Source organism: Paraburkholderia sp. D1E (genome assembly GCF_052682275.1).
The window spans coordinates 968,284-982,428 of record NZ_JBQYMB010000001.1; the positions used below are offsets into that span (position 1 = coordinate 968,284).

A 14,145-nucleotide genomic window follows, 5' to 3' on the forward strand; every position below is an offset into this window, starting at 1 on the left:
TTTAGCGCTTACTCCGGTCCCATGCAACATGGTTGCTGGGATGGTTTGTATGTGCCCATACGATAGATCGCCGCGACCGTACTTGCTACAATCAATCATCCGAATTTCATTTGCAAGAGTCCGGCGATGATTGATCCGTTGGCCGAAGTAGTGACGCTGCTGCAGCCGAATGCCCGGTTTTCCAAACTCGTCCACGGCGCCAGCCCCTGGCGCATCAGCCGCTCGGATGCCGGCCAGCCGTTCTATTGCGTGATACTTGAAGGCGGGTGCCGCCTCGCGATTGACGGACACGAGCCCATCGAACTGCTGTCGGGTGACTTCGTCCTGATTCCTGCGGCGTATGGCGTCGCGATGTCCAGCCTCGCGCCGCCACCGCCGGGCGTCGAGACAGCGGCGCCAATCGCGCTGGGCAACGGTGAATTCAGAATCGGTGCCCCGGACACTCCGATCGACTTACGAATGGTGGCGGGCCACTGCAGCTTCGGTTCACCGGATGCGACCCTGCTGGTCTCACTGCTGCCGCAACTCGTGCATGTCCGCGGCGAACAGCGGTTGGCCACGCTCGTGCAACTTGTGCGAGAAGAAACACGCGAGCAGCGGCCCGCGCGCGAGGTCGTGCTCTCGCGACTGCTAGAAGTGCTGCTGATCGAGGCGCTGCGATCCACGGCAGGAACGAGCGCGTCACCGGGCCTGGTGCGCGGACTCGCCGACGGCCGCCTCGCCGCCGCGATCCGCACAATGCACGAACACCCGACGCGCGCATGGACGGTTGCTGAGCTCGCGAAGGAGGCTGCGCTTTCACGCTCGACCTTCTTTGAGCGCTTCAGCCGCGCGGTCGGCGTCGCACCGATGGAATATCTGCTCACGTGGCGCATGGCCCTCGCGAAGGACCTGCTACGCCGCAACGAAGGGCGCGTCGCCGAGATTGCGCAGCGCGTTGGCTACAGCTCCGCCAGCACCTTCAGCGTCGCCTTCACGCGGCACGTCGGCCGGCCACCTACGCAGTATGCGCGCGAGGAACAAGCGGCCGCGAACGGCGCGTAAGACGACGCAAAGAGGTTGTTTTCGGATATGGACGCGCGTCGCTGGTTCATGCTCGACCCACACGCACGGGAGGCGCGATCACTACCGGAGCCTGTTGCAGGTCCGCTTTTTGAAGACCTGGGTCAACTGCTCGACGCCCCTGCTGACGGAGACGGCATTGCATTGGCTCGTCGTTCATGTCAACAGGCCCTAGTCCGATCCGGCGTCGTAGGGCTGCTTAACCAGAAAATCGTTGTAGCTTCGGTTCCGGATCCAGGACGGCGCGCGTCCACGGCCGCTCCAGGTCGCACCGGTGACGGGGTCCTGATACTTCATCTGAAGCGGTTTGGTGCAGTACGTGCCTCGCCGGTCGACACGTAACTGGTTAGGCACAAGGTTGAAGAAGTTCATGACCTGGCGGACGTGTTCAATAGCGGCTTTCTGCTCCTGCTGCCAGGCGACTGATATCCGCTCATCGAGTTGCGCGAGTTGCTGCTTCAACATCTTTACCCTGCTGCTCATGCTCTCTTTCCGTCGTACATGACCAGGTTGTTGCATCGCGTTCCCGGTCTTTGCGGTTACATCCCGCACTGACTTCGCAGACACGCCCTCATCCCGTTCCGTAAGAACCCTCAGAGGCGCAGCCCACGCCCAACACTCTCGAATATCAAGTGATATATGAAATGTAATCGTAATAATATCCAGTTGAATTTTAAATATCAACTGATATCCTTCCGGCCATGAACACGGCGACCAAACCCCCGCGACTGAGCCGCGAAGAAAGTCGATTGCAGACCCGGGCCCATTTGCTTGCTGCGGCGAAGCGGCTGTTTGTCGAGAGAGGTTTCGGCGCCACGTCTCTCAGGGATATTGCGGCCGAAGCAGGTTATACGCAGGGTGCTTTCTATTCGAATTTCGCGAGCAAAGAAGAGCTGTTTGTGGAACTGATGCGAGAGCGGTCGAAGGCACAAGTGACCGACATTGCCCAGACGTTGAGTGATCCAGCTGCGTCGGCGGACGACATATTGAACGCGTTGGAGGTCTGGGCGCAGACACTTGATGCCGAGCCTGAGTGGTCTGTGTTGGGCGTTGAATTCAAGCTTCAGGGGCGCCGCAACCCCGTTTTTGCAACAGCCTCACAGGCGTTGCTGGACGCCCACCGCGATGGCCTCGCATATTGCATCGGGCAGATTTTCGCCAGACTGGAAAGAGTGCCACCCGAATCGCCGACCGTATTGGCCGCCTCCTTCATGGGGCTCTCTCAAGGCCTCGCACTGCAGCGCTCAATGCTGTCCGAGGTGCCCATTGGACATATGATCATGGTGTTCCTGCGCAGCTTGGTAGACGCGGCGCCGCGTGTGCGCTGATCTGCGATGTTGCGGATGACGATGGGTGCGGCCGGCTCCGCGATGCCGGCTCGATGCTGAAACTACGGCTAGGGAGAAGTCATCGGGACCAGTTGATCATCCGTACCGCTCGCCGCACTAAATGAGTTCCGCGACGCGAACAATGATCAATGCCGCTGGCACAAGCACCGCCTGCGCGCATAGCGTGCCGAGAACGCGCGCGCCCACGAGGGTTGTGATCGCGCGCCGGAAGTTGTTTTCCGGAACCCGGCCTTCAATCACATCGTCAGTCATCACCGAAACTTGCGGGTCGATGACGACTGCCAATACCACGGTCGCGAAGCCATTGATAACCGACGGTAGATTCGCACATGTCACTCGCAAGTCGGGCTCCAGGTATCCAGCATAAAGGGATGCAAAAACGCCGACTGTCCAGATCGCCATCGCAAGAACATTCAGCCCTATAACCGTCCAGGACACGCCTGCTCCAGTTGCCAGTTGGGTGACGTTCTGTCGCAAAGGGAGCCGCGCTCCATCCCGAATGTAGTTGACACCCCCACGACTGAAGATATGGAGTAGCAGACGGCTGCCGCGCAACGTCTATCCCGCTTTGTCGACCGTTCGCGTCGCTGAGGCATCGATCGGACAGGAAGCGGCTGGAGCATTGCCTAGCCGCTTTGCGGACGAATCGCGACGGACTGCGAACGGCTCGGCGTAAGAGTGGACACGGGCTTTACTCTCGTTGACCGGCAAAGCACTTGAGATCGCACGGTTCGACGAACCAGCGGCGGAGTGCGTCCTCCAATCCGTCCGTGCTGTTCTGCTCACCGGCCCAGGCAATACAGGCATCGGGACGGATCAGCATCGAAGGCCCGGTGTCGACGGCGACGCAACGTATCCGCTGCGTGATGGCTGCAACAAGCCTGGACGCTTTCCCGTCGGTTGAGGCGTCGAGAAAAACGCCCATGCCATCCTGCATGACGTCGTAGAGCGAGACGTCGGCATCGCCATGGCTGATCGGCTTGTCGCCAATCAACCTTCCGACATCGTCCAATTCCGAGCCGAGATCGTAACGGGTGGCAAGGCCGCTCATCATCTCGCCGATGAGTCGATTGACGTCATCGAGTTGCATGAGGTTTGCGAGGAGGTCCCGCATCGCACCCGATTGTGGATCGGGCCGCAGAATGGCGATCTGGGCAAGGGTGTTGGCCAGAACGGCTTTGGCGACCGGCCGCCGCTCGACCGTGTAGGTGTCGAGCAGACTCTCTGGCATCTCGCCGCGAATGACCGTGGCGAGCTTCCAGCCGAGGTTTGCTGCGTCCGCAAACCCAAGGTTCAAGCCCTGACCACCGAACGGCGAGTGAACATGCGCCGCATCACCGGCAAGCAGCACTCTCCTCGCCGGTAGGTATCGACAAGCCGCGTGTTGTCCGCCCACCGGCTCCCGCTTTCGAGCGCCTTCACACGGACGTCCGCGCCGCTGATGCGGCGTAGTACGGCTTCGATCTCCTCGCGTGTAACCGGAGCCTGCCGGTCTTTCGGCGGCCCGATGAAGTCCAGCATGAACAATCGACCGGGGACGGGCCCGTAGCAGAACACGCCATCCGATGTGCGATTCCAGCCAATGGGCAACAGGCGGTCGGGATGGTCGATCTCCGCAACGACCTGGTAGAACGTCGACGTTGGAGCGGTGCCGGGGAAGTCAAAACCGGCCATCTTGCGAATGAGGCTGCGCCCTCCGTCGCAACCAACGAGGTAGGCGCAGCGGATACGGCCTCCGTCTGCCGGAGATGCCCACTCCAGCTCAACGCCGTTCACCTGCTGGACGACATTGGTGACGTCGCACTCGCGACGTACCTCGATCCCAAGAGCGCACGCGCGATCGGCCAGCATGGTTTCGACGTCATGCTGACGCACCAGGCGGGGACGCCGTTCCGGCTCTTTCTGCGCGCTCTTTCGGATCAGAGACAGGCCACCGAAATGGCCACTGTACTTCGATGCCCGACCACGCAGCTCCGCTCCGGTCTGCTTTGTGAACTCATCCATCGCCGCGAAGCTGCGCGCCTCCGCGGCGGCGATGGCCGCCGCCATCCCGCGCCGTGTCAACGATTCGATTCCAAGCGGTCCGACCGACATTGCCTTCATGGCCATGCTCGCCGCAGCCAGGCGGTCCAGCACGAGGACCCGCACGCCGCCCAAAGCCAGTTCAATGGCGGTCAGCAGTCCAACCGGCCCGGCTCCCACTACTACAACATCAACCGATGTTTTCATATACTAAGTCTCAATGTGTACTCAGTACATAAAATATACGATAAGATGGCAACATGTCAATGCCACCCGACCGCCGATCCCGTAAACGCCTCGCCACGCGCGAAGGCATCTCCAATGCCGCCACGCGCCTCTTCCTGGAGCGGGGCTTCGATAATGTGACGGTGGACGAGATCGCGGCAGCCGCCGACGTCGGACGGATGACCGTGTTCAATCACTTCCCCCGCAAGGAGGACATGTTCTTTGATCGCGACGAAGAGGGTCGCGAGATGCTGCGCGAGGCTTTGCGGCAACGCGATCCGCGCGTTGCTCCGATCGAGACGTTACGTCTGCTCGCGCATCGGCTGGTTGCGGAACAGAGCCCTTACGTCAGATTTTCTGCTGGGAGCCAAGGCTTCATAGAGACGATCGAGGGCAGCGAAACCCTCAAGGCTCGGGCGAGAGCGATACGTGACGAGATCGCGCAAGTCGTAACGGTGGCGCTATCCGAATGCGTAGGGCGAAAACCTGCCGATCCCGACGCCCATCTGGCAGCCGATCTGCTCCTGGCGACGTGGACCGTGGCCCTCATCCAGGCTCACCGGACCTTTCGACAAACGCAAGATACAGAGGACGCGAAAGCCACCTTTCTCGCGATTGTTGATAAGGGAGCCATCGGCCTAAAAGCTGCAATGGCAGGCACGCCTTACGCCTAAGCACGCGCTTGCCTACGCAGCGATCCATGATCAGACCTGTGTCGCGAACGGTCGTACGACGATTTCGTTCACGTCAACATCGCCGGGTTGCTCAATCGCATACAGGATCGCGCGCACGGCAAACCTGGTAGCCGCGTAGACGGCAGCAGTGGGCGGAACGACGAAACCGCCGATCGTGGACGCCATCTTTTCCCGGGTATTACCTCTATTACGCTTCCCGCAAACAGAGCCCGCCTACCTTGCAGGCTTTTATTGCGACGATTCGCGAACATGGAGCCGCAGCCACACACACCGAACCTACGACGTAAGCCCGGCAACGTACATCATCACGGCGCGCGCCGGGTCTAAACACCAGCCAGGGCCGGCAGTTCTGCCTCGTACGACAAGAGCTCGCGCCGGTTGCTCATCAGCGGCTGACGTTCCACGTGGTTCAGAGGCGGCGCGCTCCCGACGCGCACCGGAACGGGCGCTGGATAGCGAGCGTTTTTCCTCTCGAGAATGGCCCGGCTCAGAAACCCGGCGCTATACGCTTTCAGCAAGTGCGGATGGTGCGCTTCGATATACGCAGCAATCTGCGCCTCCGCACTGTCGATCCTGCCTAGTAACGCCAGCGTGCTCGCATCCCAACGGAAGCGCAGGCCGAGTTCATCGAATACGCTGTTATAGGCGCACAGTTGCGCCTCGACTTCCGCATCATGCGCGCTGTCGCAAGCGTCGAACTGGGACGGGTTCATGGTCGTCTCCTTGAGGAAAAGGGCATGACCAAGAATAGGCTGATGTATCGATAAACAATAGTTAAAGTTATTTCGAAAAACGATAACTATTTACTTATACATCCGTTCCCCAGAGACGACGGCAACAAAATCTGGTGCCTGGACAGCCGCGTTGCCCTCTCGCACAACCCCACAGCCAGAAGCAGCAGACCCATCTATTAGGTATGCCTAATGCAAACCATAAAATGTTTTAACTTTCCCTTATTGCTGTTCTCGCGCAGCATCCCTCAGACGCGCTCTACGCCAAACACCTTTCATCCAGTTGTCGTGCGATCGACGGATAAGGGTTTTCGTTAGCGCAATTTCGTCTGGCCGACCATTGGTGCTTCATTGCCCACAGGCAAACCGGCTATGAAGCGATTCGATCACGTAGGTCCAACGCGCCGCTCGAGCGCGACGGAATATACAGGAGACGAAAGACATGGGACATTCCAACGTACCCGGGCGAAGCAGCACGGCATTCTGGCATCACCGCTGGGTACAACTGGCGATCGGTATCGTGTGCATGGGGCTCGTCGCGAATCTGCAATATGCGTGGACACTGTTCGTTGTACCGATGGACAACGCCCACCATTGGGGGCAGGCGGCGATCCAGACCGCGTTCACCGTCTTCATTGTCACCGAAACCTGGCTCGTGCCCGTCGAAGGCTGGCTCGTCGACAAGTTCGGGCCGCGCCCGGTTGTGATCGGCGGTTCGCTGTGTGCGGCGCTCGGCTGGATCATCAACGCGCATGCGAGCAGTCTCGCAGAGCTATACGTCGCGGCAGTAATCGCCGGCATCGGTGCGGGTTGCGTATACGGCACCTGCGTCGGCACGGCACTCAAATGGTTTCCGGACAAGCGCGGTCTCGCAGCCGGTTTGACCGCGGCGGGTTTCGGCGCCGGCGCGGCCGTCACCGTCATTCCAATTGCCAACATGATCCAGCGCTCAGGCTACGAGCACACGTTCATGTTCTTCGGCATTTTCCAGGGCGTCTGCATTCTGCTGCTCGCCACCATGCTGGTACGGCCAAAGCCGCCCGCAACCGCGGTCGCCGCCAAACGCGTGGTCGCCAGCAAGATCGACTACACGCCCGGCGAGATGATCCGTTCGCCGCTCTTCTGGGTGCTGTATTTGATGTTCGTGTTCGTCGCGGCCGGCGGCATCATTGCGACCGCACAGCTTGGGCCGATCGCGAAGGAATACGGCTTTGCCAAGCTGCCGGTGAGTCTGCTGGGCGTCACCCTGCCGCTGCTCACGATGACGCTCTCGATCGACAATCTGTGCAACGGCTTCACGCGTCCGTTGTGCGGCTTTCTGTCGGACCGCATTGGCCGCGAAAACACGATGTTCATGATCTTTCTCGGCGAAGGCGTCGCGCTGCTGGGACTCATGCAGTTCGGCCACAACCCGTACGCATTCATGTTCTTCGCAGCCGCCGTGTTCCTGTGCTGGGGCGAAATCTTCTCGATCTTCCCGGCGACCTGCGCGGACACGTTCGGCAGCAAATGCGCCGCGGCCAATGCCGGGACGCTCTATACCGCGAAGGGTACCGCGTCGATGCTGGTGCCGATCGCATCGGTGCTGTCGGCGAATGGTGGCTGGAGCACCGTGTTCATCTCGGCGGCGGTGGTGTCGATCGCTGCAGCCGTGTCCGCGAAGTTCATCCTCGCACCCATGAGAAAGCGCTGGATCGAGAACTCGGGCGCGCCGGCCGGCGCAGTCGTCGCTGAAGCGCGGCTGCAGCCGTCTCCCGGCGGCTCGCCTGAATAAACAACAACGCGAGCGCGCAGCTCACGACAAACCCCATAACGTCCCGCGACCAAGGAGAGACATCATGGCAGAAGCCGACAGCCCTACAGCAGAAAACAGCCAGAAACAACAGGCAGCCGAGACGACCGACGGATTCCATCTCGTCATCGATGCGCTGAAACTGAACGACATCGACACCATCTTTGGACTGGTCGGGATTCCCATCACGGACCTTGCGCGGCTCGCACAAGCGGAAGGGATGCGGTTCATCGGCTTTCGTCATGAACAGCACGCCGGCAACGCAGCGGCCATCTCCGGCTTCATGACGCAAAAGCCAGGCATCTGCCTGACGGTATCGGCACCGGGCTTTCTCAACGGCCTGACGGCGCTCGCCAACGCGACCACCAACTGCTTCCCGATGATCCTGATCAGCGGTTCGAGCGAGCGCGAAATCGTCGATCTGCAGCAGGGCGATTACGAAGAAATGGATCAGTTGAATGCGGCCAAGCCGTATGCGAAGGCCGCGTATCGCGTGCTGCATGCGGAAGACATCGGCATCGGCGTGGCGCGTGCGATTCGTGCCGCGGTGTCGGGCCGCCCGGGTGGTGTGTATCTCGACTTGCCGGCCAAGCTGCTCGCGCAAACGCTGGACGCCGTGAAGGCCCAACAGTCGCTGGTTAAAGTGGTCGACGCCGCGCCGCGTCAGTTACCGGCGCCCGAATCGGTCAAGCGTGCGATCGATGTGCTAAAGAGTGCGAAGCGCCCGCTGATCCTGCTCGGCAAGGGGGCGGCGTATGCGCAGGCTGACGCCGAGATTCGCGCGTTCGTCGAGCAAAGCGGCATTCCCTATCTGCCGATGTCGATGGCCAAGGGCCTGTTGCCCGATACGCACGAGCAATCGGCGTCGGCGGCGCGCTCGTTCGTGCTGCAGGAAGCCGACGTTGTCGTGCTGATCGGCGCGCGTCTGAACTGGCTGCTCTCGCATGGCAAGGGCAACACATGGGGTGCGGAGCCGAAGAAGTTCGTCCAGGTTGATATTTCGCCAACCGAAATCGACAGCAACGTCGCGATTGCCGCGCCGGTGATCGGCGATATCGGCTCGTGCGTGGCGGCATTGCGCACAGGTCTCGATGCGGGATTTGCAAAGCCGAGCGCCGAATGGACCGGCGCGATCGCCGAGCGCAAGAGCAAGAACCTCGCAAAGATGGCCGCGACGCTCGACAAGAACCCATCGCCGATGAATTTCCACAGTGCGTTGCGCGCGATCCGCGATGTGCTGAAGACCCGCCCGGACATCAACGTCGTCAACGAAGGCGCGAACACGCTCGACTACGCGCGCAGCATCATCGACATGTATGAGCCGCGCAAACGCTTCGATTCGGGCACATGGGGAATCATGGGCATCGGCATGGGCTTCGCGATCGGCGCGGCGGTGACGAGCGGCAAACCGGTTGTCGCGATCGAAGGTGACAGCGCCTTCGGTTTCAGCGGCATGGAACTCGAAACCATCTGCCGTTACGACTTGCCGGTTTGCACGATCGTATTCAACAACAACGGCGTGTATCGCGGCACCGACGTGAACCCGACGGGCGGCAAGGACGTCGCGCCGACCGTGTTCGTGAAGGGCGCGCGCTACGACAAGATGATCGAGGCATTCGGCGGTGTCGGCCACCACGCGACCACACCGGAAGAACTGACCAAGGCGCTGCTCGAAGCGATCGCATCGGGCAAGCCGACCTTGATCAATGCCGTCATCGATGAAGCGGCCGGCACCGAAAGCGGCCGCCTGACCAATCTGAATCCGCAAAGTGCGGCGATGAAAAAGTGATCCAGAGTAACTACGGAGATACCAAAGTGACCAAACCTCTCGAAGGCATCAAGATCATCGACTTCACCCACGTTCAAGCCGGCCCCGCGTGCACCCAGTTGCTCGCCTGGTTCGGTGCCGACGTGATCAAGGTTGAACGACCGGGTTCGGGCGACGTGACGCGCAACCAGTTGCGCGACATCCCCGACGCCGACGCACTGTACTTCACGATGCTCAACAGCAACAAGAAGTCGCTGACGTTGGACACGAAAAAGCCCGAAGGCAAGGAAGTACTCGAAAAGCTGATTCGCGAATCAGACGTGCTGGTCGAAAACTTTGGCCCGGGCGCGTTGGACCGGATGGGCTTCTCGTGGGAACGCCTGAACGAACTCAATCCGAAGATGATCGTCGCTTCGGTGAAGGGCTTCAGCGACGGCCATCACTACGACGACCTGAAGGTCTATGAAAACGTCGCGCAATGCGCAGGCGGCGCGGCGTCCACCACCGGCTTCTGGGATGGCCCGCCAACCATCAGCGCCGCGGCGCTCGGCGACAGCAACACTGGCATGCATCTGGCGATCGGCATTCTGACCGCACTGATTGGACGCGGCAAAACCGGCAAAGGCCAGAAGGTCGCGGTGTCGATGCAGGACAGCGTGCTGAACCTGTGCCGCGTGAAGCTGCGGGACCAGCAGCGGCTGGAGCGTGTGGGTTATCTCGAGGAATATCCGCAGTATCCGCACGGCGAATTCAGCGATGTCGTGCCGCGTGGCGGCAATGCGGGCGGCGGTGGTCAGCCGGGCTGGGTGCTCAAGTGCAAGGGCTGGGAAACGGATCCGAACGCGTACATTTACTTCACGATCCAGGGCCACGCGTGGGAGCCAATCTGCAAGGCACTCGGCAAACCCGAGTGGATCGATGACCCCGCCTACAAGACCGCTGAAGCACGTCAACCGCATATCTTCGAGATCTTCGGAACCATCGAAGGCTGGCTCGCCGACAAGACCAAATTCGAAGCGGTCGACATTTTGCGCAAGTTCGACATTCCGTGCGCGCCGGTGCTGACGATGAAGGAACTCGCCAACGATCCGTCGTTGCGCGCGAGCGGCACGATCGTCGAAGTGCAGCACAAGAAACGCGGCTCGTATCTGACGGTCGGCAGTCCGATCAAGTTCTCGGATATGAAGCCGGAAGTCACGGCGTCGCCGCTGCTCGGCGAACACACGGACGAAGTGCTGGCGAGCCTTGGCTACAGCAAGCAGGACATCTTCAACCTGCGCGAAGTCAAAGCGGTTTAACGCCGTTAAGCCGCAGGCCTGTTTGTATGCCTGGCTTGTGGGTACGGCGTCGCTCGCGGGCGCCGTACCCAATCCAGGGATTTGCGTTTTTACATTCGGGGAGCGTCATGCAAAGCGCTATCGACTTCGAGCAACTCGCCAATGTTATCGGCGACGCGATCATCATCTCCGATGCCGGCGGCAGCATCACACTATGGAACCCCGCGGCCGAACGCATGTTCGGTTTTACACAAAGCGAGGCGCTGGGAAACTCACTGGACCTGATCATTCCGGAACGTTTGCGCGGCCGCCATTGGGACGGATATCACAAGACCATGGCAACGGGCGAAACCCGTTACGGCAACGACGTGCTGCGTGTCCCCGCTGCGCACAAGGATGGGCGGGCACTCTCGATTGCCTTTACGGTTGCGTTGCTGCATTCGCCGCAGAACGAGCTCACCGGCATCGTTGCAGTGATCCGCGACGAAACCAGCCGTTTCCAGGAAGATCGCTTGCTGCGCAAGCGTCTTGCGGAACTGGAGACGGCCGCAGGCGCGTGAGCGGCCACACCGCAAACGCTAGCACGAGCTGCGCGTCACACTCGAGCAGGCGAACGCGTATGCGCCGACGCATCGTCGTCGGCGCGAGTGCGGCCAAGAATCACGAACACCGCGATCGCGCATAGCAGCGTAACAACAGTCAATCCCCCGAGCAAAAGACCGAACGCGTCGGTATAGATGTGAAGCAACGTCGCACGGGCGACGTTCGGCAGAAGCGCCGATGCACGATCGAGATCGCCTGCAGCAAGTCGCGCCGCGGCTTCGGATACTTCGGCAGATATGGCATGCGGTCCCAAGGTCGACTGCACACGCGCCCGCGTAAGCACGGCCAGAATCCCGCTGACCGTTGCGAGCGCAATGCATTCGCCTGCAACGCGCGTGGTGCTGAAGATACCCGTCGCCATGCCGGCACGCTCCTTCGGCACCACGCTCACCGATAGACCGTCCATCAATCCCCAAGGCATCCCTGCGCCAACACCGATTGTGAGCAATGGCGCGATCACTGCCTCGCTCGCGCCGCCGCGTAACACAATGGTCAGCCAGTACAAGCCGGCTGCGGCGATCAACAAACCGATCCCCGAGATGACACCGGCGGACATCCAGCGCGTTAGCGTCGCGGCGACGAGCGGCACGATGAGCATCGGTGCGGACAGCGCGAGCATCAGCAAGCCAGCGTCGATCTCGCTATAGCCGTCGACACCGACGAAACGCAGCGGCAACACGACGAGCAGCACGATGTAGCAGTAGCAGGTCGCAATCGGCAGCACTTGCACACCGACAAAACGCGGATAGCGGAACAAAGACACACCAAGCATTGGCCGCGCGACTCGCGTTTCGATTGCCCAGAACGCGGCGGCCAGCAGTGCGGCGCCCAGCAGGAATCCGACGACGAGCGGGCTCGACCAGCCGCTCTCTGACGACTGGATCACACCGAACGTGAAGCACGACAATGCGCCCGTGAACGTCGCGATTCCCGCCCAGTCGATACGCCGCGCGTCCGGGTCGCGCGACTCACGCATCTGCGGCACGCCGAACAGCAGCGACACGACGCCCACGACGGCACCCGTCGCGAAGATCGCTCGCCAGCCGAAGCGCTCGATCATGAAGCCGGCTAGCACGGGCCCGAATGCAAGCCCGAGCCCGAAGGTCGTACCCAGCAGACTGAATGCCCGGGTACGCCCGCGGCCATCGAACTCCTGCGCGAGAGCCGCAGTCCCGCCGGCCAGCGCGGCCGCGGCGGCAACGCCCTGGATAGCACGCAGCAGATCGACAACCAGGATCGACGGTGCGAAGCCGAGTAACAGCGAGACCAGCGTGAATCCGCTTACGCCGATCGCAAATAAGCGCTTGCGGCCATACCGGTCCGCGAGTGCCCCGGCCGCCATCAGCAGGCTCCCAAAGGTCAGCATGAACGCATTCGTGATCCAGTTCATCTCGACCGGGCCACCCGCGAGTTCCCGCCCGATCGCGGGCGTTGCCAGCGCACCGGCCGAAAAACTGAGCGGCAACGCGAGCGCGGCGAGACAAACGGCCGTGAGAATTGCGACCGGCCGCCCCAATGAAACGGAAGAAAAAGTGTTGCTCATCGACGCTCCCCAAAGGAAGCCGGTCTGCGCAACGCCTCGCGGACGCGCACACCCCGGCAGAGCGATCAACGATAATTCGGATTCAATCAGATAAAAACCGTGTGGAATTCCGCTGATAACGGAGTTAAATTCCTGAATTCAATCGACTTTACGGGGATCGGACCGGGATGGACAACCTCAACGGAATCGTCGCGTTCGTGCGCACGGCGGAAGCGCTTAGCTTCGTCGCCGCCGGCCACAAGCTCGGCATCTCGGCGTCAGCGGTCGGCAAGGCGATTGCAAAGCTGGAGCAATCGCTCGGCGTGCGGCTCTTTCATCGCACCACACGAAAGGTCACGCTCACCGATGAGGGACGTCACTTCTATGATCGCTGTCACCGGATACTGGAAGACCTGCGCGATGCCGAGGCGATGCTGTCGGAGGCCGCGCAAACGCCACGCGGCAGGCTGCGCGTGAGCCTGCCCGCGATCGGCTATCGATTCCTGTTGCCCGTGCTGCCAGAATTCACGCGACGCTATCCCGATGTCGAACTCGATCTGGATTTCAACGACCGGCTCGTGGATGTTGTCGAAGGCGGTTTCGACGCAGTCATCCGCAGCGGCACGCTGACAGATTCGAGTCTGATGTCACGCCGTCTCGGCACCTTCTGTTTCACGCTGTGCGCGTCGCCCGGCTATCTCGCGCAAGCTGGTGTGCCGCGTACGCTGCGCGACCTGGACGTGCACGCGTGCGTGCGCTACCGTTTTCCGACAACGGGCAAGCTTCAGCCGTGGGAACTGTTGGCGGATGGCAGTGAGCCTGCGAACCTGCGCACGGCGATAACTTGCAACAACATGGAGGCGCTGCGCGAGGCTGTCATCGCGGACTTTGGCATTGGGTACATGCCGGATTTTCTGGTACGCGACGCGCTCGCGACGGGCACGCTCACAACGTTGCTCGACGAGCATCAGATCGCCCCAGGACAGTTCTCGATCCTATGGCCATCGAGCCGGCAGTTGTCGCCGAAGCTTAGGGTGTTCGTCGATTTCATGTGCGCGAAGCTGTTCAAGCTCCCGTGAACCGACAATTCACGACGTTC

General features: G+C 61.1%; 13 protein-coding genes and 2 pseudogenes. 8 read left to right on the plus strand and 7 right to left on the minus strand.

From position 1 onward, the window contains the following. Window positions 1-126 precede the first annotated feature (126 nt). Entirely contained in the window at window positions 127-1,044 is a 918-nt protein-coding gene (locus ACUN0E_RS04535) for an AraC family transcriptional regulator (RefSeq protein WP_408334495.1), read from the plus strand. 189 nt (window positions 1,045-1,233) lie between these two features. On the opposite strand, the gene ACUN0E_RS04540 is transcribed toward ACUN0E_RS04535, so the two are convergent. After that, a complete protein-coding gene (locus ACUN0E_RS04540) occupies window positions 1,234-1,545 on the minus strand; it encodes an H-NS histone family protein (protein WP_445565786.1) in 312 nt (103 codons plus the stop codon). A 218-nt stretch (window positions 1,546-1,763) separates the two neighbouring features. On the opposite strand from ACUN0E_RS04540, the gene ACUN0E_RS04545 reads away from it, so the two are divergent. Continuing rightward, window positions 1,764-2,390, plus strand: coding sequence for a TetR/AcrR family transcriptional regulator (locus ACUN0E_RS04545; protein WP_445565787.1), 627 nt, complete (start codon window positions 1,764-1,766; stop codon window positions 2,388-2,390). Between the two features lie 117 nt (window positions 2,391-2,507). Here ACUN0E_RS04545 and ACUN0E_RS04550 read toward each other — a convergent pair. From ACUN0E_RS04550 to ACUN0E_RS04560, 3 genes and pseudogenes are all read right to left on the minus strand, one after another. Then, a pseudogene (locus ACUN0E_RS04550) lies at window positions 2,508-2,957 on the minus strand (lipid II flippase family protein); the annotation flags it as partial. A gap of 145 nt (window positions 2,958-3,102) precedes the next feature. Then, entirely contained in the window at window positions 3,103-3,642 is a 540-nt protein-coding gene (locus ACUN0E_RS04555) for an aromatic-ring hydroxylase C-terminal domain-containing protein (protein WP_445570378.1), read from the minus strand. After that, window positions 3,634-4,640 (minus strand): annotated as a pseudogene (locus ACUN0E_RS04560) (FAD-dependent oxidoreductase); the annotation flags it as partial. The pseudogene ACUN0E_RS04560 and the gene ACUN0E_RS04555, both read right to left, overlap by 9 nt. Window positions 4,641-4,699: 59 nt before the next feature. Between ACUN0E_RS04560 and ACUN0E_RS04565 the strand changes: the two are divergent. Further along, window positions 4,700-5,332, plus strand: coding sequence for a TetR/AcrR family transcriptional regulator (locus ACUN0E_RS04565; RefSeq protein ID WP_408224502.1), 633 nt, complete (start codon window positions 4,700-4,702; stop codon window positions 5,330-5,332). Window positions 5,333-5,362: 30 nt separating this feature from the next. Here ACUN0E_RS04565 and ACUN0E_RS04570 read toward each other — a convergent pair whose 3' ends face one another. Together ACUN0E_RS04570 and ACUN0E_RS04575 are read right to left on the minus strand one after the other, a co-directional pair. Continuing rightward, window positions 5,363-5,518 (minus strand): hypothetical protein, encoded by a 156-nt coding sequence (locus tag ACUN0E_RS04570; protein WP_408334504.1) that lies wholly within the window; start codon window positions 5,516-5,518, stop codon window positions 5,363-5,365. 158 nt (window positions 5,519-5,676) lie between these two features. Beyond that, window positions 5,677-6,066 (minus strand): hypothetical protein, encoded by a 390-nt coding sequence (locus ACUN0E_RS04575; RefSeq protein ID WP_408388269.1) that lies wholly within the window; start codon window positions 6,064-6,066, stop codon window positions 5,677-5,679. 460 nt (window positions 6,067-6,526) lie between these two features. On the opposite strand from ACUN0E_RS04575, the gene oxlT reads away from it, so the two are divergent. The 4 genes from oxlT (at window position 6,527) to ACUN0E_RS04595 (ending at window position 11,481) form a co-directional block, all read left to right on the plus strand. After that, window positions 6,527-7,858, plus strand: coding sequence for an oxalate/formate MFS antiporter (gene oxlT, locus ACUN0E_RS04580; RefSeq protein ID WP_445565788.1), 1,332 nt, complete (start codon window positions 6,527-6,529; stop codon window positions 7,856-7,858). A 64-nt stretch (window positions 7,859-7,922) separates the two neighbouring features. Next, window positions 7,923-9,665: an oxalyl-CoA decarboxylase gene (gene oxc, locus ACUN0E_RS04585; protein ID WP_408519416.1), complete on the plus strand. Its 1,743-nt coding sequence runs from the start codon at window positions 7,923-7,925 to the stop codon at window positions 9,663-9,665. 26 nt (window positions 9,666-9,691) lie between these two features. Continuing rightward, window positions 9,692-10,942, plus strand: a complete 1,251-nt coding sequence (gene frc / locus ACUN0E_RS04590; protein WP_408519417.1) for a formyl-CoA transferase — start codon at window positions 9,692-9,694, stop codon at window positions 10,940-10,942. 107 nt (window positions 10,943-11,049) lie between these two features. Next, on the plus strand, window positions 11,050-11,481 hold the full coding sequence (locus ACUN0E_RS04595; protein ID WP_408388277.1) for a PAS domain-containing protein: 432 nt from the start codon (window positions 11,050-11,052) through the stop codon (window positions 11,479-11,481). A 35-nt stretch (window positions 11,482-11,516) separates the two neighbouring features. Here the strand turns inward: ACUN0E_RS04595 and ACUN0E_RS04600 are convergent, their stop codons facing one another. Continuing rightward, window positions 11,517-13,067, minus strand: coding sequence for an MFS transporter (locus ACUN0E_RS04600; RefSeq protein ID WP_445565789.1), 1,551 nt, complete (start codon window positions 13,065-13,067; stop codon window positions 11,517-11,519). 167 nt (window positions 13,068-13,234) lie between these two features. On the opposite strand from ACUN0E_RS04600, the gene ACUN0E_RS04605 reads away from it, so the two are divergent. After that, window positions 13,235-14,125 carry a LysR substrate-binding domain-containing protein gene (locus ACUN0E_RS04605; protein ID WP_445565790.1) on the plus strand — a complete coding sequence of 297 codons (891 nt, stop codon included), beginning with the start codon at window positions 13,235-13,237 and terminating at the stop codon, window positions 14,123-14,125. Window positions 14,126-14,145 lie beyond the last annotated feature (20 nt).

Bases quoted from the DNA above. Each gene is read 5' to 3' on its own strand.
- ACUN0E_RS04535 (WP_408334495.1), top strand. From the start codon at position 127: ATGATTGATCCGTTGGCCGAAGTAGTGACGCTGCTGCAGCCGAATGCC.
- ACUN0E_RS04540 (WP_445565786.1), bottom strand. From the start codon at position 1,545: ATGAGCAGCAGGGTAAAGATGTTGAAGCAGCAACTCGCGCAACTCGAT.
- ACUN0E_RS04545 (WP_445565787.1), top strand. From the start codon at position 1,764: ATGAACACGGCGACCAAACCCCCGCGACTGAGCCGCGAAGAAAGTCGA.
- ACUN0E_RS04555 (WP_445570378.1), bottom strand. From the start codon at position 3,642: ATGCCAGAGAGTCTGCTCGACACCTACACGGTCGAGCGGCGGCCGGTC.
- ACUN0E_RS04565 (WP_408224502.1), top strand. From the start codon at position 4,700: ATGCCACCCGACCGCCGATCCCGTAAACGCCTCGCCACGCGCGAAGGC.
- ACUN0E_RS04570 (WP_408334504.1), bottom strand. From the start codon at position 5,518: ATGGCGTCCACGATCGGCGGTTTCGTCGTTCCGCCCACTGCTGCCGTC.
- ACUN0E_RS04575 (WP_408388269.1), bottom strand. From the start codon at position 6,066: ATGAACCCGTCCCAGTTCGACGCTTGCGACAGCGCGCATGATGCGGAA.
- oxlT (WP_445565788.1), top strand. From the start codon at position 6,527: ATGGGACATTCCAACGTACCCGGGCGAAGCAGCACGGCATTCTGGCAT.
- oxc (WP_408519416.1), top strand. From the start codon at position 7,923: ATGGCAGAAGCCGACAGCCCTACAGCAGAAAACAGCCAGAAACAACAG.
- ACUN0E_RS04595 (WP_408388277.1), top strand. From the start codon at position 11,050: ATGCAAAGCGCTATCGACTTCGAGCAACTCGCCAATGTTATCGGCGAC.
- ACUN0E_RS04600 (WP_445565789.1), bottom strand. From the start codon at position 13,067: ATGAGCAACACTTTTTCTTCCGTTTCATTGGGGCGGCCGGTCGCAATT.
- ACUN0E_RS04605 (WP_445565790.1), top strand. From the start codon at position 13,235: ATGGACAACCTCAACGGAATCGTCGCGTTCGTGCGCACGGCGGAAGCG.